Source organism: Nonomuraea sp. K271, assembly GCF_009908215.1.
Lineage (GTDB): Bacteria > Actinomycetota > Actinomycetes > Streptosporangiales > Streptosporangiaceae > Nonomuraea > Nonomuraea longispora.
In genome coordinates this window covers 1-22986 of record NZ_JAAAHR010000064.1, presented here as the reverse complement: position 1 = coordinate 22986, position 22986 = coordinate 1, and the positions used below count along the sequence as shown (strand labels likewise).

Here is a 22986-nt window from a genome sequence, read left to right as displayed (position 1 = left end):
CCTTTTCCCGTGACCGCAGCCTGCGGCGAGCAGGCGGCGGGCACCATGGGACCGCGGGACCGTACGGCCGCACGGCCCCGCTCCAGGGCTTCCGCGCGTGGCGGGCCGGGCCGACCAGGCGGGCGCGGGCGTCCTCCACCCGTGGGGTACGGGTCCGACTTTGGTAGGTGATGGCGCCGCCGTACCGGACCATAGCCTGGGCCGGTGAGTGAGAACCGACCTCCGCACCTGGGCGCGGTCGCCGCCGTGCTCCTCGTCATGGGCGTGCTGACCGCGGTGTCACTGTGGAGCCTGGCGGGCCGGCCCACCTGGGGGCTGGACCTCGCGGTCGCGGCGGTGAGCCTGGCCGCCGCGGCGGCGCAGTTGCGCTGGCCGGTCTCGGGGGCGCTGACCGCCACCCTGCTGGCCACGCTCTCCCCGGTGGCCACGCCCGCGGCCTCGATGGGGGCGCTCCAGGTGGCCCGGCGCAGGCGGTTCCCCGTCGCGGCGGCGGTGACGGCGGCGGGCATCGCGGCCCACGTCGTCCAGGGGTTGTGGCGGCCGAACTCCGGCATCTCGTTCGGCTGGTGGCTGCTGCTGATCTCCTCCGCCTACGGCGCGCTGCTCGGCTGGGGCGCGCTGGCGCGCTCCCGCCGAGCCCTGCTCGAATCCCTGCGCGAGCGCGCTCACCGCGCCGAGGCCGAGCAGGGCAGGCGCGTCGCCGAGGCCCGCATGGGCGAACGCCGCCGGCTCGCCAGGGAGATGCACGACGTGCTGGCCCACCGCCTGTCCCTGGTGGCCACCCACGCCGGGGCGCTGGAGTTCCGCCCCGACTCCTCACCGGAACAGCTCGGGCGGGCCGCCGGGGTGATCCGCGCCGGTGTGCACCAGGCGCTGGAGGAGCTGCGCCAGGTGATCAACCTGCTGCACGAGCAGGACGACGACCCGGACGAGCTCGCGCCCCGGCCGGACCTGGCCGACCTGCCTGGCCTGATCACCGAGGCCGAGCAAGCCGGCCAGACGGTACGCCTGCGCGAGGAGGTCGCCGACGTCGCCGCCCTGCCGGCGGTGGCGTCGCAGACCGCGTACCGCGTCGTGCAGGAAGGGCTGACCAACGCCCGCAAGCACGCGCCCGGCCGGCCGGTCGAGCTGCTGCTGCGCGGCGCTCCCGGCACGCCCCTCCTGATCGACATGCGCAACCCGCTGCCCCCGGCGGGCACGCCCGCCCTCGCGCCGGGCAGCGGGCTCGGCCTCGTCGGGCTCACCGAGCGGGTACGCCTGGCCGGCGGGGAGCTGGACCACCAGAGCACCGAAGGAGAGTTCCGGTTGCGGGCCCGGCTACTATGGCCCGCGTGATCCGCGTGTTGCTGGTCGATGACGACGCCCTGGTCCGCGCCGGGCTGTCCATGATGCTCGACGGCGTGGGCGGTATCTCCGTCGTCGCCGAGGCGGCCGACGGGCAGGAGGCCATCTCGGCGGCCGACGCCCACGCCCCCGACGTCGTCCTGATGGACCTGCGCATGCCGCGCGTGGACGGCATCACCGCCACCCGCCGGCTGCGCGCCCGCGCCCGGCCGCCCGAGGTCATCGTGCTGACGACGTTCGACACCGACGAGAACGTCCTGCACGCGCTGCGCGCCGGCGCCGCCGGGTTCCTGCTCAAGGACACCGCGCCGCCGCAGATCGTGGAGGCGATCACCCGGGTCTCCGAGGGAGACCCGATCTTGTCCCCGGGCATCACCCGGCGGTTGATGGAGCGCACCGTCGCCCAGGCCGGGGCGTACGAACGGGCCCGCTCCGCGCTGGCCGCCCTCACGCCGCGCGAGCGGGAGGTGGCGCTGGCGATCGCCCAAGGCCGGACGAACGCCGACATCGCCGCCGACCTCGCCATGGGCATCACGACGGTGAAGGCCCACGTCTCCAGCATCCTGACCAAGCTCGACCTGGACAACCGCACCCAGATCGCGCTCCTCGCCCACGACGCCGGCCTCACCTGACCGGAGCCGCCCAGACCGGGACCGCGTCACGGCCGGCCCGCGCCGGACGTCGTGCGCGCCCGGCCGCGGCCAGGTGCCAGGCGGCGGGATCCGCGCTCAGTCGAGGACCGCGATGGCTTCGACCTCGACCAGATGCTCCGGTACGTCCAGCGCCGCGACCCCCAGCAGCGTGGCCGGCGGGACCGGGGTGACCCCCAGTCTCGCGGCCGCTCGCGAGATCCCCTCCAGGAGCGAGGGCATCTTGTCCGGGGCCCAGCCGGCGACGTGGACGGTCAGTTTCGCCACGTCGCCGAAGGAACCGCCCGCGCCGGCCAGGGCGGTGGCGATGTTGAGGTAGCACTGCTCGACCTGCGCGGCGAGGTCGCCCTCGCCGACCGTGATTCCGTCGGCGTCCCAGGCGACCTGCCCGGCGACGAAGACCAGCCGCGATCCCGACGCGATCGACACCTGCCGGTAGACGTCGATCTCGGGCAGTCCGACGGGATCGATCAGGGTGATGGCCATGGCGTACGCCCCCTTGTCCGGGTGCCCGGGTGCCCGGGACGCCCGTGCTCTCTTGCGGTTACCGGGAAACCATAGGAGAGTGTCGGCTGACGTGGAAGAACGCACTTCTGGGTGACTGGGGAACGTGATGGTGACCAAGCAGTTCGAGGGTTCGTCCGACGACCTGGACCTGAGGCGCGCGGACTCGCTGGCGCGGGAGATCTTCTCGGATGTGGCCAACAAGTGGGCGTTGCTGATCATCGAGGCTCTCGGTGAGCGGACCCTGCGCTTCAGCGAGCTGCGGGACGAGGTCGAGGGGATCAGCCACAAGATGCTCACCCAGAACCTACGCATGCTGGAGCGCAACGGCCTGGCCGAGCGGAAGGTGCACCCCACCGTGCCGCCGCGCGTCGAGTACACCCTCACCGCGCCGGGCCGGGCTCTGCGTGCGACGGTCGACCTGATGTGCGACTGGACCCAGGAACACCTCGGTCACATCGAGGGGGCCCGCCGCCGTTTCGACGCCTGACGGCATCGTTCAGGGCTGGTCGTAGTGGCCCGCGGCGATGTCCTCCAGCAGGGTGGGGCCGGTGGGCCGCCAGCCGAGCAGTTCGCGTGTGATCGTGCTTGTGGCCGGGATGTCGGCCGACAGGAATGCCGTCCCGAGCGAGCGGGCCATCCTGTCGACCACCGCGAGGGGCAGGTCGTAGTCACGCCGCAGAACGTTCAGCACCCCGCCGGCGCCGGCTCCCCGGGAGATGGCCGTGGCCAGCGCGTCGCCCCGGCGCACCATGCCGACCAGCGCCTGCTTCCGCTCGTCAGCTCCCCCTCGCGCACGTAAGGGGACGGGTCCGGCAGCTCGGTGTTGTGCACCCAGGCGACCGGCTCGTCCATCGCGCCCGGCCTGCCCTCGACCAGCACCGTGAGGCTGAGGGACGAACGTTCCGCCAAGGAACGAAGCGTGAACACGGTGTGACTATATCCAGGGGCACACGGCGTTCATGGAGATCCCTCCATCGAGGCTCGCTCCCGGCGGGCGAGCCGCGGTGAGCGCAGCCGCGCCCCGGCCACGGAGAGCAGCGCGACTGCGGCCAGCGCGAAGACGGTGTTCCCCGCGAGGTCGATCGCCGGTTCCACGGGTACGGCGGGAGGCTGCGGAAAGCCGTGCCAGGCGTAGGTGAGCACGCCGCCGGCCGCCAGCGCGAACGTCTGGGCCGCTCCCCACCCGGGCCGCCGGGACCAGCGGGTCACCAGGACGCAGACCGCGGCGTACACGGTGATGTTCACGGCCACGACCGGCCACGCGCCCAGGATGTCGAGCGCCAGGGCCGCCAGCCAGAACACCGCCCCGGCCGCCAGGGAGAAACCGAGCACCGGCCACGGCCCCGGAGCCCGTCCTCGCGGCCCGGTGACCGGGCGCCGGCGGCGCAGGCCGAGCAGGACCAGCAGCCCGGTCAGTACGATCACGCCCGCGACGTGGGCGGGGGAGGGCTGGTGCGCGGCCGGGTCGAACATGGCGGCGGCCACCGCCCCGACCACGAACAGCAGCCCGGCGATCACCAGCCCGGGAAGACGCAGCCACGGCTCCGCCGCCCTGGCCGGCACGAAGGACTCCGCCACCGCGATCGGGACGCAGATGCTGCCCGCCGCGTGCACGCCGCCCAGCACGAACGTCGCCCACCAGGCGCTCACCTCCACGCCGGGGATCCACGCGTACGAGGTGAGGTCCATCCCCGCGTAACCAGGGTTGAAGAGGGAGCGCGTGACCAGGCCCTCCTCCACGAGAGCGTAGGCGACGGCGAGCAGGACGATGCCCGGCCAGCCGGCGCCCCGGCGCCTGGCCAGCTCACGGACGAGCAGCGCGCCGCCCCCGTACAGCGGGGCCAGGGCGATGAGCGCGAACACCATGGTGACGGGCAGGTTGCCCAGCAGGAACTCGCCGATCAGCGGCGACAACAGGAAGAGCCCGAGCGCGGGCGCGATACGTCTACCCATGCCTCAAGCCTCGCCAGGCCAGGGCGTGGCCGGTAGTGACGTTCGTCAGGGCCGCCGCTCAGGGCCGCCGCTCAGGGCCGCCGCTCAGAGCCAGCCCTTCGACTCGGCGGCACGCGCCGCCTCCGCCCGGTTGCGCGCGCCGAGCTTGCCGATCGCCGACGACAGGTAGTTGCGCACGGTGCCGTCGGACAGGTAGAGACGGCGGGCGACGTCGGCGATGGTGCCGCCCTCGGTGGCGGCGCGCAGTACGTCGCGTTCGCGGCCCGTGAGCGGGTTCGCCCCGGCGGAGAGGCTGGCGGCGGAGAGCTTGCGGTCGAACACCCGCTCCCCGGCGTGCACCCGCCGGACGGCGTCCGCCAGTTCCCCGGCCCGTGCGTCCTTGACCACGTAGCCGGAGACGCCGGCGTCCATGGCCCGCCGCAGATATCCGGGACGGCCGAAGGTGGTCAGGATGATCACACGTTCGCCGGTGAGCCCGGCCGCGGCGCTGAGACCGTCGAGGCCCGGCATCTCGATGTCGAGCAGCACGACGTCCGGACGGAACCGGGCGACGGCGCCCGCCACCTCGTCGCCGCGGCCGACCTGGCCGACGACCTCGAGATCGGGCTCAAGGCCGAGCAGCGCCGCCAGCGCCTCGCGTACGAGGTGCTGATCGTCGGCCAGCAGGACACGGATCACGTCACCTCCGCCACGTCCACCCGCCGGCCGCGCTCCCAGCGTTCACCGTGCCCGGCCTGCCCGGCCTGCCCGTCGTGTTCGTCGAATGTGGGCAGCCTGGCGGTCAGCAGGAAGCCTCCGCCCTCTGCGGGCCCGTAGTGAAGGGCGCCGCCCGCCACGTGGACGCGTTCGGCGAGCCCGCGCAGCCCGTTGCCGCAGGCGTCCGCGGGCTCCGGGGGGTCCGCGGGCCCGCGGCCGTCGTCGTACACCTCCGCGTACGCCTGCCCGTCCTCGACGCCGAGGCGGATGCGGCAGTGGCGGGCGCCGCTGTGGCGGACGACGTTCGTCGTGGCCTCCCTGACCACCCACGCCAGGACCGGCTCGGCGTCGGCGGGGAGCGGGCCGGCCGTCACGTCCAGCCGCACGCCCGCGGTGTCGAGCGCGCGACGGGCGCCGTCCAGCTCTCCGCGCAGCGACGGCTCCCGGTAGCCCCCGATCGCCTCACGCACGTCGGACAACGCCTGCCGGGAGAGCTCTTCGACCTCCTCCATCTCCCATCTGGCCCGTTCGGGGTCGGCGGTGGCGAGCCTGGCCGCGAGCTGGCTCTTCACCGTCATCACGGCCAGGCTGTGACCGAGGAGGTCGTGCATGTCGCGGGCGAAGCGCAGGCGCTCGTTGTCCACGGCCAGCCGCTCGACCTCGACGTTGGCCTCGCTCAGTGCCTTGTTCGCGGCGTTGAGCTGGAGAAAGGCACGCATGGCCACGGTGAAGACGACGGTCTGCAGCGGCATCCACCAGAACTCGGCCGGCGACCTGCCGAGCAGCACGAGGGCGGGCAGGATGGCCACGACCACCGCCCCGCCCACCGCCGGCAGAGCCCGCGCGGGCAGCGCCGTGGCCGCTGCGGTGACGAGGAAGTACGACGTCGCGAACACCCACATCTCGCCCAATACCGGTACCATCGCGGCCGCGACCATGAAGAGCAGGATCAGGCTGTACGGGGTCGCGTTGCGGTGCGGGCGGTCCAGCGCGGTCCACACGACCCGCAAGTAGAGGGCGACGAAGCAGGCCAGACCGACGACCATCAGCCCGGCCATGACGCCGGAAGGGCCGGACGCCAGGAACCCGGGCACCGGCCACACCAGGACGACGAGATAGAGGGAGGTCCACAGCCGACCCTTCATGCGCCCCACCCTAACCGGACGCTCCGCCCGCCGAACCCTGACGAATGTCACAACGCCGGCGCCCGGTCGCTCGCCCAGGACCGCGGGCGCCATGTGGCGGCTTGCTAGGGTCTTCGCAGAAACGCGGCGGTACTGGCGTTGGGGGAAGGTCGTGAACCAGGCGGACATCATCATGTCGTCCCGTTCCTTCGCCGAATACCGGGCGATGTTCTCGATCGACGACCGTGACCTGGACGGCGTCATCCTCGACTGCGCCGGCGGGGCGTCCGGTTTCGTCGCCGGGGCCAGGGTCAGGGGAGCCCGCACCACGGCGGTGGACCCGCTCTACGCGCACGGCGCCGGCGTCCTCGCCGACCGGCTGCAGGCCGACCTGGACCAGTGTGACGCGATGATCGACGCGAACGCGGACAGGTTCGTGTGGGACTGGTACGGCTCGACGGAACGCCGCCGCGACCTGCGCCTCAACGCACGCAGGGACTTCATCGCCGATCTGCGTGAGCGCCCCGGCTGTTACGTCGCGGCCGGCCTGCCGCACCTCCCGTTCGCCGATGACAGCGCCGACCTGGTGCTCTGTTCCCACCTGCTGTTCACGTGGGCCGATCACCTGGACCGGGAGTGGCACCGCGCGGCGATCATGGAGATGAGCCGGGTCAGCAGGGGAGAGGTGCGGATCTTCCCGCTGGTCCGCATGGGCGACGGGGAGCCCGTCGGCTTTCTGGACGCGCTGGGGGAGGACCTGCGCGCGGAAGGGCTGACGTGCGCGCCGCGCAGGGTCGCCTTCGAGTTCCAGCGTGGCGCCGACCACATGCTGACGGTGACCAGGCACCCATGAACCGGCCCGGACGCCTCGGCGTCCCGGGACGGGGCCGGGGCGCCGGCGTGGAAGGGCGCCCCGGGGTCGGTGGGCCGTACTCACCTCATCCGAACGACTGCCAGGTGCCGGCGAGGCCCTGCTGCTCGATCCCTCGCGCGTCCCAGTCGCAGACCCCGCCGGGGAAGAGCTTCCGCAGCCGGTCGAGCTGAAGCTCCGTCAGAGGAGTCCCGTACTCGGCGGGATCGACCGGCCGGAGCCGGCACTTGACGACGTCGCCTGCCATCGGGCCGCCCGCGACGAGCCGCGGTGAGGTCCACACCGGGTACAGCGTGTTGCAGGCGGTCGTGCCGTTGCCCGCGACCTGCCGCTCGGTGATCTCGCGGGGTTCGGGGTCGCGGGTCCAGCAGGCGTCCGTGAGCTCGCGTGGCTTGTTCCGCACCACCTTGTCGAGCGGGCGGCCGGGACGGTGGTCGGCGCCGATCGCGGTGAGCCACCGGTCCATCTGTGTCAGCGCGTCGAGCAGGACGGGGCTGTTGAGCGAGAACCCGCCGTACCGGTTGTCCTCGACGATCATGACCTGGTTGGCGTGGGTGCCGTTCGCCTTCCGCAGCCGCTCCCGGGTGGAGAACGAGTGGAAGCGCATGTGGATGTCCCCGCCCGCCGCGTCGTCGGTGTAGGCGCGGTAGTCGATCATCGGCATGCGCGCCAGGCCGGCGCCCGCGTTGAGCAGCCGCCCGCTCCGGTACGCCGCCCGCGTCGCGGCCAGGTCGGCCTCCGTGCGCTCCGGCACGTGGTTCGCGTCGGCGTCGAAGCCGCCGATCCCCTCGTTGAGGTCGAGGAACTGCTCGACCGTGATCGCCTTGTCGCGCAGGGCGCCGAGGCCGTACTGGATGCCGGTGTTGTCCAGCGGACGGCGGGCGAACCCGGTCTGCGGATCGCGGCCGTAGACGTTCACGGTGTGGTCGTACACGTCGCACCGGGCGCCGGCCGGGTTGTTGTCCGGGTGGTAGCGCGACGACTCAGGGAGCTGGTCCGGGCAGAAGATCCGCGGGTCGATCCGGCCGCCGCCCCCGGCGAGGTTCGCGATGCTCTCCCACCGTCCGAAGCCGGAGACGGCCTGCTGCTGCTCCTGGCTGAAGGCGCCGGGCGCGACCTCGCGGAAGTAGTGGTCGAGCAGGCGCGCGTCGGTGATGGTGTTGACCGTGGCGAAGCCGACCTCGGGGAAGCTGCAGCCGGAGACGATGCCGTCGAGCAGGCCGGGGTAGTTGTCGCCGATCTGGTGCGTCTGGTACGATCCGCCCGAACATCCCCAGCCGATGGTGAACCTGGGAGCGCCGTACGCCTCGATGAACCGTTCCTTGACCATGCTCATCGTCTCGCCGGCGAGGAGATCGTTGCAGTTGTTGCCGAAGACGTTCAGCGACGACGACGCCACGGCGTACCCCTGGCGCAACATCCTGTCGTCCATCACGGAGCCGGTGTTGCGACCCTGGATGTACCAGCCGCCGGAGCAGCCGCCGCCGAAGGTGTAGATCAGCCGGCCGTTCCAGCCGGGCGAGCGCCGCCACGGATCCGGCTCGCCGGCCTCGGGGTCGGCCAGCATCGACATCTCGTAGACGGCCCGGTTGACGGTGCCGGTCTCCACGCGCACGATGTACGGCACCCGGCGGCCGGCGCTCGTCGTCGTCCAGGCGAGATCGGCCGGGCGGGCCTGGTCCGCGGGCAGCGGCGCGAACTTCCCGGCCGTGGTGCGGTACACCTGGTCGACGCGGGTGGTGATCGAGCAGTTCTCGTCCGCCGGCGGGCCGAGCTTGTCCCCGGTCACCGTGGTGAACGCCTCGGTGTCGCAGACGAACGGCTGCTCGTGCGGCCCAGAGAACACCGGCCCGGTGACCGGATGGCTGTCGAGAACGATGCGCGCCGCCCGGACGCCACGCGCCGTCGCGGTGAGGACGTTGCGCCCGGTCCGCAGGTCCGTCACCAGTCCTTCCAGGGCCCGGCCCCGGTCGACGGCGCGGAAGCTCGCGGTCACGTCCGTCCCGCCGCGCTTCACCCGTACCTTCTTGGCGGAGAGGTCGTCCGGGATGTCGAGGCGGACCAGGGCGTTCCCCGCGGACACGACCTGCGGGCGCGACGAGAGCACCGTGAAGGCCGGCCCGTCGCCCGGGGCTTCGGCGGTCGCCGGGGCCGAGGCGAGGGCGGTCGCGACGACGACGGCAGCCGACAGTGAGGATAAACGGCGTGCAAACGTTCTCATATCGGCTTTTTACGTCATCAGTGATCAATGAGCCATAGTTCCCGTCGCTCGCCTGACCGAAGGGGGTCAGCGCCGGGCGTCCCAGCGCAGCGGCGGAAGCGACGTACGGGTCCAGACGTGGTCGAAGCCGAGCCGGCGGGCCGGCGACAGGGCATCCCGGTCGAGGCCCATCAGATGGGCCTCGATCCCCTCGGCGTACGCGAACAGCGCCACGAGCAGGCCGTCCGTGGCCGTCCCCGCCGCGTCGCCGGCCTGGTGCCCAACCATCTCCTCCAACCCGGTCGAGCGGGGACGCCGGGCGTCTGCGGGACCCGGCCACGTTCCGGACATCAGACCATCGTCGCGTTCCACCTCGGCCCTGACCAGGCCGCCTGCTTCCTGACGCGCTGGGCATGAGACCTGTGGAGGTGAGTGTCATGGCCACCCGTCCGGCGAAGCCCACCCGCAGCTGATCACGAGGCCGGGCGTCGAAGGACTCCTGTGCGAGGTCGTGGGGTGACCGGCAGGTCGAGGAGGAGTCATGGGCATCGATGAGCTGACTGCGCGAAAGGTGATGAGCCGCGTCCTGGTCGTGCGGCCGGCGGGAGCAGTCGGACCGGCACGTGGCGACCTGCCGGCGGGGGACCGCAGGCCCCGTGTCGGCCCCGACACCACCCTGGAGCCGGTGCTGCCAGCGCGGGGCTGAGCCCGGCGGGTGCCGGCGAGGCCCGAGGGAAGCGCGACGAAAGGAGCACAGGTCATGGTCATCGTAGGAGTGGATGGCTCCGTAGCCTCACGAGCCGCCGTGGAATGGGCGGCGGACGACGCCTTCCGCATGCGGGTGCCGCTGCGGATCGTGCACGCGGTGGATCCGGGGCCGTACCCGATCGGCAGATACTCGAATATCGGCCTGCCCGAGCTGCTGTGGAGCGAGGGGCGGAGAATCCTGAGCGAAGCGGAGGAGCTCGTTCGCGAGCGCCGGCCCACCGTCGAGGTCACCACCCGGATCGTCGAGGGCGGGCCCGCCGTGGTCCTGCGGGAGCAGGCCGACGACGCCACCGAGATCGTGGTGGGCAGCCGCGGCCTCGGCGGTTTCGCCGGCGCCCTGCTCGGCTCGGTCAGCACGTACGTGGCCGGGCATGTCCGCTGCCCCGTCGTGGTCGTGCGCGGCGAGAGCCGCCCGGCCCGCGGGGAGATCGTCGTGGGGGTGGACGACACGCCTGAGGGCGAGCCCGCGCTCGCCTACGCCTTCCGGCAGGCGGAACTGCGGGAAGCCACCCTCCGCGCGGTGCACGCCTGGCAGCTGCCCGTGCACGCGTACGCACCGGTGATCGCCTACGACATGGACGAGATCCGTACGGCGCAACACCGCGTCGTACGCGACCGGCTGGCGGCCTTCGCGCGGAGCCATCCAGAGGTGAAGATCATGGAGGACACGCGGTCCACGCATCCCGTGGACGCGCTCACCGACGCGTCCGGACATGCCGACCTGCTGGTGGTGGGCTCGCACGGACGCGGTTTCCTGGGCTCGATGCTGCTCGGCTCCGTCAGCCGGGGCGTCCTGCACCACGCCCGGTGCCCGGTGGCGGTGGTACGCGCCTGACCGTGCCCTTCGGCCACGCCAGGGCGGTCCGGAGCGGTTCGACGTCGGCGATGGGCAACCACGTCAGCTCGGGATCCGCGTGGTACTCCGCCATCGAGCGGGCCCCGATGCACACCGCCGCCCCCGCGGCCACGCGCTCGACCATCTCGTCGACGTTGTCGTTCTTCGGCGCCCAGACCGGCGAGGACCCGTCGGGCCGGGGGTTCACCGCCCACCAGTCGACCCAGGTGGACGGCGCCGTGGGCCACGACCCCGACGCCAGCGGCGGGTACCTCGCAAGCTAGGGAGCCTCGCGCGGCAACGGCGGCATCACCTCCGGCGGGTTCCACGGGTCGCGTGACGTCCCCGGCTCACTGCGCTTCGTCCGCGAGCCTGACGGGTCTCCACGCCGACGGCCCCTTGCGGTATGACGTGTCACGACATATCGTCCCGATGTATCAGGTCGATACATCGGATCGATGGTCAGCCGACCGGTGCGGGGGTTGCTGTGAGACGGATCGACTACGACACGGAGCAGTACCAGGACTACGCGCGCGGCCGGGCGCTTTCCGGGCCGCAACTGCGTACCTGGCTCACGGCCTTCACGGCGGCGCTGCCCGAGCGGCGTCCGCTGACGGGGCTCGACGTCGGCTCGGGGACCGGCAGGTTCACCCCCGCGCTGGCGCGGACGTTCGGCCCGGTCACCGGCGTCGAGCCGGCGGCCCGCATGCGCGAGATAGCGCAGGCGCAGTCCCCGCATCCCGACGTGCGCTATCTGGCAGGCTTCGCCGAGGACCTGCCGGTGCCGCCCGGCAGCGCGGACTACGCTCTCATGTTCCTGGCCTGGCACCACGTCCAGGACAAGCCGCGGGCGGTCGTGGAGCTCGGCAGGGTGCTCAGGCCGGGCGGGCGGCTGCTCCTGCGCGCCAATTTCAGCGACCACCATCCCCGCCCGTGGTGGCTTGAGCACTTCCACCGCGGTTTCGAGGTGGACGCCGCGCTGTTCCAGCCGCTGCACGAGGTCATCGAGATGTTCACGTCGGACGGCTGGCGCGTCGCCGGCTTCTGTACGGTGACCGAGCCGTCCCCCGGCACCCGCGGTGACATGCTCGAACGGCTGCGCCTGCGCACCCTCTCGTTCTTCGCCCAGCTCAGCCCCGACGAGCTGGAGGAGGGTTTCCGCCGCCTGGAGCGGTTCGTCGCCTTGGATCCCGGCGCGCCGGCGCCCGAGTTCGCCGAGCCGCTGCTCACGCTCGAACGTGGCTAGCCCGGCGTGGTGCCCCTCGGACGCCGGTGACCCGGCGCTCGCGTTCTTGGTGTATTTCTTCCGACTTATTGACCTAATTCAGATGTCTTCGGCAGACTTCCCGCATGCCGCACATCGGCGGCCCTATCGCGCGGCCACGGCGCCAGGGACCTCGTCCCCGGGCCGCCACGCGCGACCGGCCGCCGAACAGAGGCCGACGCGAGAGGACATGACCGATGACCGACGCCGAGGACGCATCGCACGTGGACCGTAGGTTCCTGCTGGCCGGAGCCGCGGGCGTACTGGGGACGGCGGCGCTGCCCGCGAGCGCGGAGGCCGCCTCCATGCGCAGGCACCCGCCCAACTGGCCCGACCCCGAGCCCTACGGCCTCGCCGACACCCGCCCGGACCTGTGGCCGCGTCCGGACAACTCCTTCCTGCTCCCGCTCGAACTGCGCCCCCGCGACAGGGAGCTCGAACGGGTCTGGATGCGGGACACCTACGTGAACTGCTTCGTCGTCGGCGGCCGCCCGGTCTACGTCGCCACCGGCACCACCCGGGCGGCCGGCGAGCAGGGGCCGGCCCCGTGGAACGACGGCATCTTCGTCTGGGTGGCCTCCGACCTGCGGGGGCCGTGGAGGCTGGCCGACACCACGCGCATCCGGCCCGGAGCCGAGCAGGGCAAGGTGTGGTCGCCCGAGTTCGCCGGCGAGAACCGGCCGGGACGTGTGGTGGTCGCCCCGTGGCAGGAGTACTGGCACGACGAGCGGTTCGGCAAGCGGTCCGCCGCCTGGGCCCCGGAGGTGCATCACTTCCGCGGCAGGTGGTACGTCGTGGCGTGCATGGGCGACCACTCCCGGAAGGTCGGCTCATTCATGCTCGTGAGCGAGGGCGGGGTCGAGGGGCCGTACCGGCTGGTGGAGGGCAACCACGACAAGCCCTTCGGTGACCCCTTGAACGGCGGGCCGGACTTCATCGAGCCCGGCGCGTACCACCACATCGACGGCAGCATCTACACCGAGGGCGGCGACGCCTGGCTGGTGCTGCACAACAACCTGTACGCCCGGTTCAGGGACGACATGGAGGACATCGTCCCGGTGACCGGCCTGCCGGAGTTCCGGCAGACGCCGTACACGCCGGAGCCGTACCTCGAAGGCGCGTACGTGTTCAAGCACGGGGGAAAGTACCTCCTGCTGCACGCCGCCTGGAACCGCAGGTCGGCCAACCCCGACGGCACCACCCGCCACGCCTACGAGCCGGCCGGCGAGGGCCGTGAGCAGTACCACTACGACGCGGTCGTCGCCGTCGCCGACCGCTTCGAGGGGCCCTATTCGCAACGGTGGACCATGGGCGTCGGCGCCGGTCACAACAACATCTTCAAGGACCATCGCGGGCGGCTCTGGGCGACGTTCTTCCGCAACCCGCGCTTCGGCTACTGGGCCGACCCCGCCCGCAGGGACGAGGCCGCCGTGGCCGGGGTCGTCCGGCTGGAATGGACCGGCCCGCGCGGCCACCGCCTGTACGTCCAGCGCCGCGGCCACCGCTGAGCCGGCGCCGGGCGGGATCCGGCGGCTCGTTGATCACGTGCGCGTATCAGGTGCGCCGGCACTCTTGCCCCGGCCCCACCGGGCCACCGATGGTGTGATGGTCGGGGAAGGAGAGCAGGCATGCGAGGGCCGCTGGTCGTCAAGCGGGCGCTCGGCGAACCGCTGCTCCTCCTGGCCGCGTTCTGCTCGATCCTGCTGACGACGACCGCGCTGGTGGCGCTGACGATGTACGCCTCCGCCATCGCCGGCGCGGGCGTGCGCAGAGCGATGGAGACGGCCTCGTACGGGCAGACGACCACCACGATCAGCGCCCAGGTCGACGCCGAGACCTTCCCGCGGTACGACCGGATGGTACGCGGCGAGCTCGCCGCGGCCTACGGAGCGCCTCCGGCCGTCACCACCAGCCTGCGCTCGGACTCGTACGTCATGCCGGGGCAGGACGGCGAGGAACTGCCGGAGCTGCTGCGGTTCGGCAGCCACGACGGGCTCGGCCGGCACGCCAGGCCGGTCGAGGGCAGGTGGCCGGGGAACGGCGGGGAGGCCGTCGAGGCGGCGATCTCGGAACAGGCGGCCGAAGCCACCGGGTTCGAGCCGGGCGAGGAGTTCGTCACGAAGGCGCGGCTCGACGGGAACCCCGTGCGGGTCCGCGTCGTGGGCGTCTTCCGGCTCGACGACCCCGTGGCCGAGCGCTGGGCCGGTGAGGAGCTGCTGAGCCGGGGCGTGGAGCGCGGCGAGTACACCACGTACGGGCCGCTGATGGTGGCGAAGGAGACGTTCGTCGCGCGCTTCGCCACCGGGGTGCGGGCCCTGTGGGTGGCCGAGCCGGAGCTCGGCGCGCTGACGCCCGAGCGGCTGCGCCCGCTGGCCGAGGCCGTGAGCCGGGTGGGGGAGCGGTTGCGCGCGGCCGGCTGCGCGAACTGCCTGACCGCCGCAGACCTGCCCGAGTTGCTCACCCAGCTCGCCACCGCGTCCCTGGTGGCCCGCTCCACGATGCTGATCCCGGTGCTGCAGCTGCTGTTGCTGGCCGGGTACGCGCTGATGCTGACCGCGCGGCTGCTCGCCGACCACCGGCGCATGGAGGTGGCGCTGCTGCGCTCGCGCGGCGCGGGCTCGGCGCGGCTCGCGGCGCTGGCGGGCGGCGAGGCGCTGCTGGTGGCGGTGCCGTGCGCGATCGTGGCGCCGTTCCTCGGGCCGCCGCTGCTCGCGCTGATCGGCATGCTGCCCTGGATCGGTGACTCGGGAGTACGGCTGGCGCCGCAGGCCGACGCCGCCGCGTTCCTCGTCTCGTCCGGGGTGGCGCTGGCCGCGGCCGTGCTGCTGGCGCTGCCGGCGGTGGCGGGGGCGCGGCGCACGTACGTGGAGGAGCAGTCGGCGCGCGGGCGCGGTCGCCGGCGCGGACTGATCCAGGGCGCGGGCGCGGACCTGGCGCTGCTGGCGGTGGCCGCGCTGGCGATCTGGCAGCTCCAGCGCTACGGCGCGCCGGTCACCGCGACGGCGTCGGGCGGGCTCGGCATCGACCCTCTGATCATCTCCGGCCCGGCGCTGGCCCTGCTCGCGGGCGGCCTGCTGGGGCTGCGGCTGGTGCCGCGCGTGTCACGGCAGGCCGAGCGGCTGACCTCGCGCCTGCCCGGTCTTGCCCCCGCGCTGGGCGCCTGGCAGGTCAGCAGGCGGCCGCTCACGTACGCCGGCCCCGCGCTGCTGCTGACCCTGGCGATCGCGATCGGCGTCGTCTCCATGGCCACCACCTCCACCTGGCAGGCCAGCCAACGTGACCAGGCCGATCACCAGGCGTCCGCCGACCTGCGCCTGTCGGGGCCGCCCGAGGGGCCCGAGCTGGGGGTGCTCGGCCGCGGCACGGCGTTCACGGCGCTGCCCGGCGTCACCGCCGCCTCTCCCGCCTTCCGCGCGCCGACCGGGGTGGGCGGCGAGAGCGCGCTGCTGCTCGCCCTGGACGCGGGCCGGCTCGGCGAGGTGTTCCGCCTGCGCCCCGACCTGTCGGCGCGGACGCTCCCGCAGTTGTCCGCCGCCCTCCGCGGGGACCGGACGGGCGCGGTGGACCTGCCGGGACGGCCGCGCACCCTCACCGTGCGGGTCGAGTCGCGCGCCGCCGGGCCGGCCCGGCTGGTGCTCTCCGACGGGCTGGGCGTGTGGCACGACCTGCCGCTCGGCGACCTGCGGGAGGGCGGCAACCGGATCGAGCTCGACCTGGCCCCGATGACCGGGCGCGCCGGCGCGATCACCTGTCCGCTGTCGGTACGTGGCCTCGTGGCCGGAGAGCAGGCCGGAGAGCTGACCGGGGAGCAGGCAGGCCTGCGGCTGACCGGGCTGAGCGCGGACGGACGGGACGTGTCCGTGGCCAGGGCTGTCGCCGGCCCGCGGGGCGTGATCGCCTTCGGGCCGCCGGGGGCGCCCGGGGCGTCCGGGGAGCCCGGGCCGCTGCCCGTGGTGCTCACGTCGGGCCTGGCCGCCACGCTCAAGCTGGACACCGGGGAGAGCGGGACGGTCCGCATCTCGGGGCGGGTCATGCGGGTCCGGGTGGCCGGAATCGTGACGAGCATGCCGACGAGCGATCCCGGCCAGGAGGCCGTGCTCGCCGACTGGGAGACGCTGCAGGCGTACGAGCTGGCCGCGGCGCGACCGTCCCGGCCCGCCACCGAATGGTGGCTCGCCGCCGGCGACACCGCGCCCGCGCGGGAGATCCTGCGCCGCAACCCCCAATGGGACGTCTCCGCGGTCGACCGGCGAGAGCTGGGGGCCAAACTGCGCGACGATCCGCTGGCCGGCGCGCTGCAGGGGGCGCTGACCCTGGCGTTCGCCGCGGCGTTGGGGTTCGCGGTGCTCGGGTTCCTGGTGAACGCCGTGGTCGCCGCGCGGCAGCGGCGGGCCGAGTTCGCCGTACTGCGGGCGTTGGGCACCGGGCCGCGCCAGGTGTTCGGGATGCTGGCGACGGAGCAGGCGTTCGTCATCGGCCTGTCGCTCGTGGCCGGCACCGGGCTCGCCGTGGTCGTCGGAAACCTCGTGGTCCCGCGCGTCGTGCTGACCGGGCAGGCGTCGGCGGTCACGCCCGGCGTGCTGTTCCACATCCCGTGGGCGGCCGTCGCCGGGATGCTGGCCCTGGTGACGGCGGTGCTCGTCGCGATCGTCGCCGTGCTGGCCCGGCGCATGTGGCGGGGGCAGGCCTTGGAGGAGAGGTGACGATCCCCCTGAACGTCCGGGCGCACGCGGGCACGTCGGCGCTGCTCGTCGTGCTGACGGTGGTCGCCTGCCTGCTCGTCGCCGGGCTGCCGAGGACGATGCAGGCGTCGTTCGACGAGGCGCTGCTCCGGTCGCTCGCGGGGACCGCCGCGGTGCGGACCGACCTGACCGTCACCGCGGCTCCCGCCAGGCCCGCCGGTGAGCTGCACTCACGCGCGGAGTTCGAGAGCGCGGCCCGACAGTGGCGCCGGCTCCTCCCGGTGGCGCTGCGGCCCCTGATCGGGCGCGGCGGCCACATCAGCGCCAAGACCTTCCGCACGCCCGTCGACGAGGCGGTCGGGCCGCGCCGCACCTTCGTCAACCTCGGCTGGCTGTCCGACGCCGGCCGGCGCGTGGACTGGGTACGAGGCCGCGCGCCCGGCAAGCCCTCCACCATGCGTTACCGCGGCGCGACCATCCCGGTCATCGAGGTGGGCGTCGTGGAGGAGGCCGTGGCCAGGATGGGCCTGCGCGTCGGCCAGACCAGGATGCTGGGGGAGAGCGTGCACACCGCCGCGAAGATCGTCGGCGTCTTCCGGCCCAAGGACCCGGGCGGCCGCTCCTGGAGCCACGACGCCGATGTCCTGCACGTCACCCATGTCGTGCCGGCGGACGGTCCGGAGCAGTTCCACACCACGACGCTGATGTCGGACGACGCGTTGAGCGCGCTCACCGACAAGGCGAGCACCCTGGCCTACCGTTGGGTGCTTCCCCTCGACGCGGGGGCCGCGAGCGCCCTCGACGCGCCACGCGCCGAAGCCGCGGTCGCCGAGTTCCGGCGGCAGGTCGACGTCCAGGGAACGGGCGCCATCAGCTACCGCGTGGTCACCGGGCTGCCCCAGTTGCTCGCCGGCTTCCTGACCGGGCTGTCCGCCGCGCGGACCGTCATGTACCTCGTGCTCGGCGGCCTGCTGGCGGTCGCGCTCGGCGTGATCATGCTCGGGCTGCGGCTGATGACCGACCGGCTGGAGCGCACGATCGCCCTGGCACGGGCGCGCGGTGCCTCGCTGTGGCAGGTGGCGTCCGCCGGAGCCACCGTGACCGCGCTCACGGTGGGGCCCGCGGCCCTGGCCGGGTACGCCCTGTCGTTCCTCCTGCCGGGTCCCGCGCTGCCGATCGTGCACCTCGGACCGGCGGTCGTGGTCGTCACCGCCGTGTCCTTCGCCGTGGCACGCCTGGTGCTCGCCCATCGCACGCCGCTGCGGGAGCGCCGTGCCGACCTGGTCAGGCCGTCAGCGCGGCGGTTGACGGCGGGGGCGCTGGTCGTCGTGCTCGCGCTGACGGGGGCGTACCTGTCGCGGACCCGCGGGCCGGCCGGCACCGCCTCGCAGGATCCGTTCCTGCTGGTGATCCCGGTGGCACTGGCGCTGGCGGCCGCGCTGATCACGTTGCGGTGCTACCCGTACCCGCTGCGGCTGCTCGTCCGGCTGGCCGCGCGGAGGCGAGCGGCCGTACCGTTCCTGGGGCTGGCCGGGGCGGCGAGAGGGCGGTCCACGGGTGCGCTCGCGGTGCTGATCCTGCTGCCCGCGCTGAGCCTGTCGGTGTTCGCCGCGGTCGTCCACGACGGGATCACCACCACGCAGCGGCTCGCGTCCTGGCAGAAGGTGGGCGCGCCGATCAAGCTGACGACGGCCGCGGACATCCCGCCCGACGTCGTCGAGCGGGTACGCCGGGCACCCGGGGTCGAGCAGGTGGCGCCCGCGCTGACGGGCCGGGTCCAGATCAGGACCACGGGGGAGCAGCCGTACGCCGTCGCCGTCGACCTCGATCAGTGGCGGCGGGTCAACGAGGACGCCCCCATCGGCCTGCCAGCGCTGTCCGGGGACACGTCCGCGCTGCTCTCGCCCGCCCTGGGAGACCGCGGCACCTTCGAGCTCACGTGGCTGTCGCCGGTGCGGCTGACCACCCAGGGGGTCATCGACGCGGTGCCCGGTTTCTACTCCAGCGGGCAGTTCCTCCTCGTGTCGCGCGCGGTACTGCCCTGGCCCGCCGCCAACACGTTGCTGATCAAGGGCGACATCCCGCCCGCCGAGCTGGCGCGGCTGGTGCCCTCGGCCACCGTGGAGACGCAGGAGGCCGCGCTGGCCACCGTCCAGGCCGACCCGCTCACGGGCACGGTCCGCACGACGATGGTCGTCGTGACGGTGGCGCTGGGGGCGTACGCGCTGGTCGCGATCGTTCTGTCGCTGGTCGCCGGGGCCGCCGGGAGGGCGAGGGCGGTGTCGCTGCTGCGTACGCTCGGGCTCTCCGACCGGCAGGCCCGGCGGCTGACCCTGCTCGAATTGCTGCCCGTCATGGTCATCACGGCGCCGGTGGGCCTGGCCCTGGGTCTCGTCCTGCCTGCCGCGCTCGGGCCCGGCGTGGACGTGTCCGCGTTCGCCGGTGGCCTGCCGGTCTCCGGACCCGCGCCGGGGTTGCTCACTCCCGTGGCGCTGGCGGCGGGGCTGGGGCTGTGCGCCGCGCTGGGGGCGTACGCGCACACCGCCATGAGCCGCCGCCGCGACCCCGGCGCCGTGCTCCGCGTGGACGATTCCTGACCCCCGCACCTGTGCGCGGTCAGGTCGGGGCGGACACCGGGCGGGCCTGCGCTCGTGCGATGCGCGCCTTGACGTCGCGGAAGTGCAGCCGCATCGCCTCCCGGGCGGCCTCGGGGTCACGGGCGCGGAGGGCCGTCACGATCCTGCGGTGGTTGACGACGATCTCCGCCGTCCGCTCCTCCGGCGGCCCGAGCGTCGGCTCGACCTCGTGGTAGACGTCCCAGAACAGCCCGATGAGCTGCAGCACCAGCTCGTTGCCGCACGACTCGTACAGCAGCGCGTGGAACGCCCGATCGGCTTCGCGGTCGCGGTCCATGCCGGTGACCAGGGCGTCCAGCGCGGCGAGCCGGGTGGGGCTGGTGTCGAGCGTCACCTGGCCGATCAGCCCCGTCTCCAGCAGCTCGCGCACCTCGACCAGGTCGTGCAGCGCGCGGATCCCGCCGCCCTGGCCCGCACGCACCTGGAAGGCGAGCGACGGGGTCAGGACGTCGAGCGACGCGTGCCCGACGAACGTCCCATGTCCGTGCCGGATCTCGACGATGCCCAGCGCCTTCAGGGCTCGTACGGCCTCGCGCACGCTGTTGCGGCTCGCCCCGAGCAGGTTCATCAACTGCACTTCCGTGGGCATCGGCGCCCCGGGGGCCAGACCGCGCTCGTGGATCAGGGCGACGATGCGCTCCTGCAGCGACGCGCCGTCACGCGTGGGCATGCTGCCTCCAGGCTCGTCGAAGACCTCGTGTCGAACATCCCACCTCTCGGTCCCCGTGGGCCAGGCGGTGCGGCAGATTTTACGCCCATTACATGGTGCGGCCACCGGGCGCACGTCGTTCGTTCGCCGCTCGTTCGCGGGCGCCACCGGTCCGGGGACGTAGGATGTCCACGGGGGTGGCGCCCACGGTGAAGGTGATCAGCCGACGCGGTCGAACGGCAGCCGCAGCCCGAGCCTCCCGCCGACGGGGAGGTTCCGCTGCCGGATCAGGTCCAGCTCGGCGGCGGTGAGCGCGCGCCGGTAGACGCGTACCTCGTCCATCGTCCCGCGGAAGCGGTCCGCGCCGTCCAGCCGCTGCCCGACGTGGATGCCCTCGACCCCGAACTCCTTGCCGAGGGTCACGGAACCGGCCGGCGCCGCCGCCGACGAGACCTCCTGGCCGTCCACCAGGAGCCGCAGCTCGCCGCCTGTCCGCTGGAGCACCACGAAGTGCCACTGCCCGTCGTTGTACGCGCTCGCCGACTGCACGGTCACGTCGAACCGGTCGACGGCGAGGATCGCCCGGATGCGGTTGCTCGCCGGCTCGGCCCGCAACCACAACGCCGGCGGGTTCGTGCCCCTGTCGACCCGGTGGAACCAGAGGATCGTGTGCGCGCCGGTCGTCTCCGAATACCTGATCCATGACGTCAGCGTGAAGTCCTTCGCGCCGAGGTCGATGGAGTCGTCGAAAGGCACCTCCACCCGGTCGTCCACCCGGTCAAGGGCCAGTCCGCCGCCGAACCGCCCGCCGGTGGTCTGCGCGCCGCCGCGGACGAACGCCTGGTTGCGGTACGGCGACGTGTCAGGTGTCGCCGGGCCGGGCGCCGGAGGCCCGGGGACACCGGGCGGCGGACCGTTCGGCGTCTCCAGGTACGACTCGTCGAAGCGCGCGAACCGGATCTGCTCGTACGGCGAGACGTCGCCCGCCTCGTACATCAGGGCCGCCTCGTCGCCGTCGAGGCGCACCATGTCCGAGTACGCCGACGGCCCCCAGTGGAAGACCTTGCCCTCGTCCCACGTCTCGAAGCGGCGTCCCTCGTCGTAGGACGAGCGGATCCCCATGGCCTCCCTGGCGCCCGGGTGCATCGGCGAGGAGAAGAGGATGCGCCCGTCGTCGTACCGCAGCAGCGACGCCTGGACGTCGGTCGTCGCGAGCTTCGGCATGGTGCGGAACGGTTCGTCCCAGGACTCGCCGCCGTCGCTGCTGGTCGCGTACGCCCTGCTGCCCTCGTCGGTGCCGCGTTCGCGGGCCGAGGCGTAGATTTTCCCGTCGGTGAGCTCGACGACGGTGACCTCCTGGGCGATCATCGTGCCGTCGTCGTAGGACGTCTCGGCGCCGATGTTCCACGTGGCCCCGCTGTCGTCGCTGTAGAGCAGGTGCGTGCCGTAGGCGTGCGCGCCGACCCGGTCCCAGCTCTCGTAACTCGCGCCGACGACCAGCCGGCCGGCGTGCGGGCCGTGCTTGAGCTGGATGCCGTGCATCGGGCCGGTGGCGTACCAGTGGTTCCACTCGGGACTTTTGCCCTCGGTCATCTCCCTGGCGGCCGACCAGGTCTCCCCGTGGTCGTCGCTGACCTGCACCCAGGGGTCGCGGTCGCAGCCGTCCGGGCACGGCTCGGCGCCGTTGTGGGTGCTGACCAGCACGACCCGCCCGGTACGCTCGTCCACGATCGGCACCGGGTTGCCGTGGGTCGTGCCGTTCCCCTCCGAGACCACCTGCAGCGGTCCCCAGGTCCGTCCGCCGTCGGCGGACCGGCGCAGCACGAGGTCGATGTCCTCGTCGTCGCCGCAGTCCTTCACCCGTCCCTCGGCGAAGGCCAGGATCGTGCCGTTCGCGGCGCGGACGACGGCGGGGATCCGGAAGCAGGCGTATCCGAAGTCGCCCTGTTTGTAGAGCACCTGCTCGTCCACGGACGGTGCGGTGTCGCCGGCCCTGCCGGCTTCTGACGTCTCAGTCGGCGTCTCAGTCGGCGTCTCAGTCGGCGCCGCTGTCGCCGGCGCGCCGAACACGGTGACGAGTAAACCCGCGAGCACCATGACGGCGCCGGCCCGGCGGCGCAGGGAGCGCCCGGCACGGCCCTCCGGGGGGTAACCATGCTGCATGTCTTCGCCTTTCCTGGCAGGAGAAGGTCCTGATTTGAGAGGACATCCTACGTCGGACGTTGGATGTTGAAGAGAGGGTGAACACAGAATGTTCACCTTCCGACGTGGAGTCCCTGCAGGACGGGCCGTGCTCAGCCGAGAGCCGCCTGGGCCAGGGCCATGCAGGCGCTGGCCACCAGCACCGCCAGGACGATCTTCCTGAAGCGTTGCGGGTCCGTCCGAGCGAAGAGCCGATCTCCCAGCCACCAGCCCACGACCATGCCGGGCAGACCGGCGGCGGTGAGCAGCAGGCTGTCCGCGGTCAACCGGCCGACGGCCAGGAAACCCAGGATGGCCAGCGTGTCGCACGCGCAGAAAGCCACCTGTAGCGTCGCGCGGAACTCGCGCGGTTCCAGCCCCATCGCCTGGAAGCCCGCGACCAGCGGAGGGCCGTTCATGCCGGTCGAGGTCAGCAGCGCCCCGCTGACGAAACCGGCGGCCGCCGCCGGGGCGGCTCCGGGCCTGACCGTCGCCCCGCGCGCGAGGACGAAGGCGAACGCGAGGACCACGCAGGCGATGAGCACCGACAGCGAGCGTGCGCTCATCGCCGTGACCGCGAGCAGGCCGACCGGCATGCCCACCAGCCCCGCCCCCGTCACCAGGAC

The 22986-nt window shown here is 73.1% G+C and carries 22 protein-coding genes; 11 read left to right on the top strand and 11 right to left on the bottom strand.

Annotation, left to right across the window (positions count from 1 at the left end; genetic code table 11):
- Positions 1 to 204 precede the first annotated feature (204 nt).
- Together GUY59_RS22475 and GUY59_RS22470 are read left to right on the top strand one after the other, a co-directional pair.
- Positions 205 to 1335: a sensor histidine kinase gene (locus GUY59_RS22475; RefSeq protein WP_252374900.1), complete on the top strand. Its 1131-nt coding sequence runs from the start codon at positions 205 to 207 to the stop codon at positions 1333 to 1335.
- Positions 1323 to 1976, top strand: a complete 654-nt coding sequence (locus GUY59_RS22470; RefSeq protein WP_138200493.1) for a response regulator — start codon at positions 1323 to 1325, stop codon at positions 1974 to 1976. The genes GUY59_RS22475 and GUY59_RS22470 overlap by 13 nt, the downstream gene beginning before the upstream one ends.
- Before the next feature lie 96 nt (positions 1977 to 2072).
- On the opposite strand, the gene GUY59_RS22465 is transcribed toward GUY59_RS22470, so the two are convergent.
- Entirely contained in the window at positions 2073 to 2480 is a 408-nt protein-coding gene (locus GUY59_RS22465; RefSeq protein WP_138200494.1) for a RidA family protein, read from the bottom strand.
- A gap of 127 nt (positions 2481 to 2607) precedes the next feature.
- On the opposite strand from GUY59_RS22465, the gene GUY59_RS22460 reads away from it, so the two are divergent.
- Positions 2608 to 2988, top strand: coding sequence for a winged helix-turn-helix transcriptional regulator (locus GUY59_RS22460; protein ID WP_138200495.1), 381 nt, complete (start codon positions 2608 to 2610; stop codon positions 2986 to 2988).
- Positions 2989 to 2997: 9 nt separating this feature from the next.
- Here GUY59_RS22460 and GUY59_RS47600 read toward each other — a convergent pair whose 3' ends face one another.
- From GUY59_RS47600 to GUY59_RS22435, 5 genes are all read right to left on the bottom strand, one after another.
- The gene (locus GUY59_RS47600; protein ID WP_201761199.1) at positions 2998 to 3192 is read right to left on the bottom strand and encodes a hypothetical protein; all 195 of its coding nucleotides are present in this window, start codon (positions 3190 to 3192) and stop codon (positions 2998 to 3000) included.
- Positions 3186 to 3428 carry a hypothetical protein gene (locus GUY59_RS22450; RefSeq protein WP_138200496.1) on the bottom strand — a complete coding sequence of 81 codons (243 nt, stop codon included), beginning with the start codon at positions 3426 to 3428 and terminating at the stop codon, positions 3186 to 3188. Before GUY59_RS22450 ends, GUY59_RS47600 begins: the two co-directional genes overlap by 7 nt.
- Positions 3429 to 3458: 30 nt before the next feature.
- Positions 3459 to 4454, bottom strand: a complete 996-nt coding sequence (locus GUY59_RS22445) for a hypothetical protein (RefSeq protein WP_138200497.1) — start codon at positions 4452 to 4454, stop codon at positions 3459 to 3461.
- A gap of 84 nt (positions 4455 to 4538) precedes the next feature.
- A complete protein-coding gene (locus GUY59_RS22440; RefSeq protein WP_138200498.1) occupies positions 4539 to 5132 on the bottom strand; it encodes a response regulator transcription factor in 594 nt (197 codons plus the stop codon).
- Positions 5129 to 6295: a sensor histidine kinase gene (locus GUY59_RS22435; protein WP_161714651.1), complete on the bottom strand. Its 1167-nt coding sequence runs from the start codon at positions 6293 to 6295 to the stop codon at positions 5129 to 5131. The genes GUY59_RS22440 and GUY59_RS22435 overlap by 4 nt, the downstream gene beginning before the upstream one ends.
- A 151-nt stretch (positions 6296 to 6446) precedes the next feature.
- On the opposite strand from GUY59_RS22435, the gene GUY59_RS22430 reads away from it, so the two are divergent.
- Positions 6447 to 7127, top strand: a complete 681-nt coding sequence (locus tag GUY59_RS22430) for a methyltransferase domain-containing protein (RefSeq protein WP_161714650.1) — start codon at positions 6447 to 6449, stop codon at positions 7125 to 7127.
- 85 nt (positions 7128 to 7212) lie between these two features.
- On the opposite strand, the gene GUY59_RS22425 is transcribed toward GUY59_RS22430, so the two are convergent.
- Together GUY59_RS22425 and GUY59_RS22420 are read right to left on the bottom strand one after the other, a co-directional pair.
- Positions 7213 to 9366: a DUF6351 family protein gene (locus GUY59_RS22425; protein WP_138200501.1), complete on the bottom strand. Its 2154-nt coding sequence runs from the start codon at positions 9364 to 9366 to the stop codon at positions 7213 to 7215.
- A gap of 66 nt (positions 9367 to 9432) precedes the next feature.
- Complete coding sequence (locus GUY59_RS22420; protein WP_138200502.1) at positions 9433 to 9633, bottom strand: hypothetical protein; 201 nt, start codon at positions 9631 to 9633, stop codon at positions 9433 to 9435.
- A 253-nt stretch (positions 9634 to 9886) separates the two neighbouring features.
- Between GUY59_RS22420 and GUY59_RS22415 the strand changes: the two genes are divergently transcribed.
- The 7 genes from GUY59_RS22415 (at position 9887) to GUY59_RS22385 (ending at position 19491) form a co-directional block, all read left to right on the top strand.
- Positions 9887 to 10051, top strand: coding sequence for a hypothetical protein (locus GUY59_RS22415; protein ID WP_161714649.1), 165 nt, complete (start codon positions 9887 to 9889; stop codon positions 10049 to 10051).
- Between the two features lie 54 nt (positions 10052 to 10105).
- Entirely contained in the window at positions 10106 to 10948 is an 843-nt protein-coding gene (locus tag GUY59_RS22410; protein WP_132333822.1) for a universal stress protein, read from the top strand.
- A gap of 2 nt (positions 10949 to 10950) precedes the next feature.
- The gene (locus GUY59_RS22405) at positions 10951 to 11232 is read left to right on the top strand and encodes a hypothetical protein (protein ID WP_138200503.1); all 282 of its coding nucleotides are present in this window, start codon (positions 10951 to 10953) and stop codon (positions 11230 to 11232) included.
- 203 nt (positions 11233 to 11435) lie between these two features.
- Positions 11436 to 12194, top strand: coding sequence for a class I SAM-dependent methyltransferase (locus tag GUY59_RS22400; protein WP_138200504.1), 759 nt, complete (start codon positions 11436 to 11438; stop codon positions 12192 to 12194).
- 215 nt (positions 12195 to 12409) lie between these two features.
- The gene (locus GUY59_RS22395; RefSeq protein ID WP_138200505.1) at positions 12410 to 13720 is read left to right on the top strand and encodes a family 43 glycosylhydrolase; all 1311 of its coding nucleotides are present in this window, start codon (positions 12410 to 12412) and stop codon (positions 13718 to 13720) included.
- 120 nt (positions 13721 to 13840) lie between these two features.
- Positions 13841 to 16915: an ABC transporter permease gene (locus GUY59_RS22390; RefSeq protein ID WP_138200506.1), complete on the top strand. Its 3075-nt coding sequence runs from the start codon at positions 13841 to 13843 to the stop codon at positions 16913 to 16915.
- Positions 16912 to 19491, top strand: coding sequence for an FtsX-like permease family protein (locus GUY59_RS22385; RefSeq protein WP_138200507.1), 2580 nt, complete (start codon positions 16912 to 16914; stop codon positions 19489 to 19491). Before GUY59_RS22390 ends, GUY59_RS22385 begins: the two co-directional genes overlap by 4 nt.
- A gap of 19 nt (positions 19492 to 19510) precedes the next feature.
- On the opposite strand, the gene GUY59_RS22380 is transcribed toward GUY59_RS22385, so the two are convergent.
- From GUY59_RS22380 to GUY59_RS22370, 3 genes are all read right to left on the bottom strand, one after another.
- Positions 19511 to 20200 (bottom strand): FadR/GntR family transcriptional regulator, encoded by a 690-nt coding sequence (locus tag GUY59_RS22380; protein WP_138200508.1) that lies wholly within the window; start codon positions 20198 to 20200, stop codon positions 19511 to 19513.
- 198 nt (positions 20201 to 20398) lie between these two features.
- Positions 20399 to 22342 carry a sialidase family protein gene (locus GUY59_RS22375; protein WP_201761197.1) on the bottom strand — a complete coding sequence of 648 codons (1944 nt, stop codon included), beginning with the start codon at positions 22340 to 22342 and terminating at the stop codon, positions 20399 to 20401.
- Between the two features lie 131 nt (positions 22343 to 22473).
- Positions 22474 to 22986: TSUP family transporter (locus GUY59_RS22370; RefSeq protein WP_161714648.1), on the bottom strand; the 513-nt coding region annotated here is incomplete at its 5' end.

Coding starts and splice junctions, on each gene's coding strand:
- GUY59_RS22375 (WP_201761197.1), bottom strand. CDS start 22,342: ATGCAGCATGGTTACCCCCCGGAGGGCCGTGCCGGGCGCTCCCTGCGC.
- GUY59_RS22435 (WP_161714651.1), bottom strand. CDS start 6,295: ATGAAGGGTCGGCTGTGGACCTCCCTCTATCTCGTCGTCCTGGTGTGG.
- GUY59_RS22420 (WP_138200502.1), bottom strand. CDS start 9,633: ATGGTTGGGCACCAGGCCGGCGACGCGGCGGGGACGGCCACGGACGGC.
- GUY59_RS22415 (WP_161714649.1), top strand. CDS start 9,887: ATGGGCATCGATGAGCTGACTGCGCGAAAGGTGATGAGCCGCGTCCTG.
- GUY59_RS22465 (WP_138200494.1), bottom strand. CDS start 2,480: ATGGCCATCACCCTGATCGATCCCGTCGGACTGCCCGAGATCGACGTC.
- GUY59_RS22460 (WP_138200495.1), top strand. CDS start 2,608: ATGGTGACCAAGCAGTTCGAGGGTTCGTCCGACGACCTGGACCTGAGG.
- GUY59_RS22425 (WP_138200501.1), bottom strand. CDS start 9,366: ATGAGAACGTTTGCACGCCGTTTATCCTCACTGTCGGCTGCCGTCGTC.
- GUY59_RS22395 (WP_138200505.1), top strand. CDS start 12,410: ATGACCGACGCCGAGGACGCATCGCACGTGGACCGTAGGTTCCTGCTG.
- GUY59_RS22410 (WP_132333822.1), top strand. CDS start 10,106: ATGGTCATCGTAGGAGTGGATGGCTCCGTAGCCTCACGAGCCGCCGTG.
- GUY59_RS22470 (WP_138200493.1), top strand. CDS start 1,323: ATGGCCCGCGTGATCCGCGTGTTGCTGGTCGATGACGACGCCCTGGTC.
- GUY59_RS22445 (WP_138200497.1), bottom strand. CDS start 4,454: ATGGGTAGACGTATCGCGCCCGCGCTCGGGCTCTTCCTGTTGTCGCCG.
- GUY59_RS22390 (WP_138200506.1), top strand. CDS start 13,841: ATGCGAGGGCCGCTGGTCGTCAAGCGGGCGCTCGGCGAACCGCTGCTC.
- GUY59_RS22380 (WP_138200508.1), bottom strand. CDS start 20,200: ATGCCCACGCGTGACGGCGCGTCGCTGCAGGAGCGCATCGTCGCCCTG.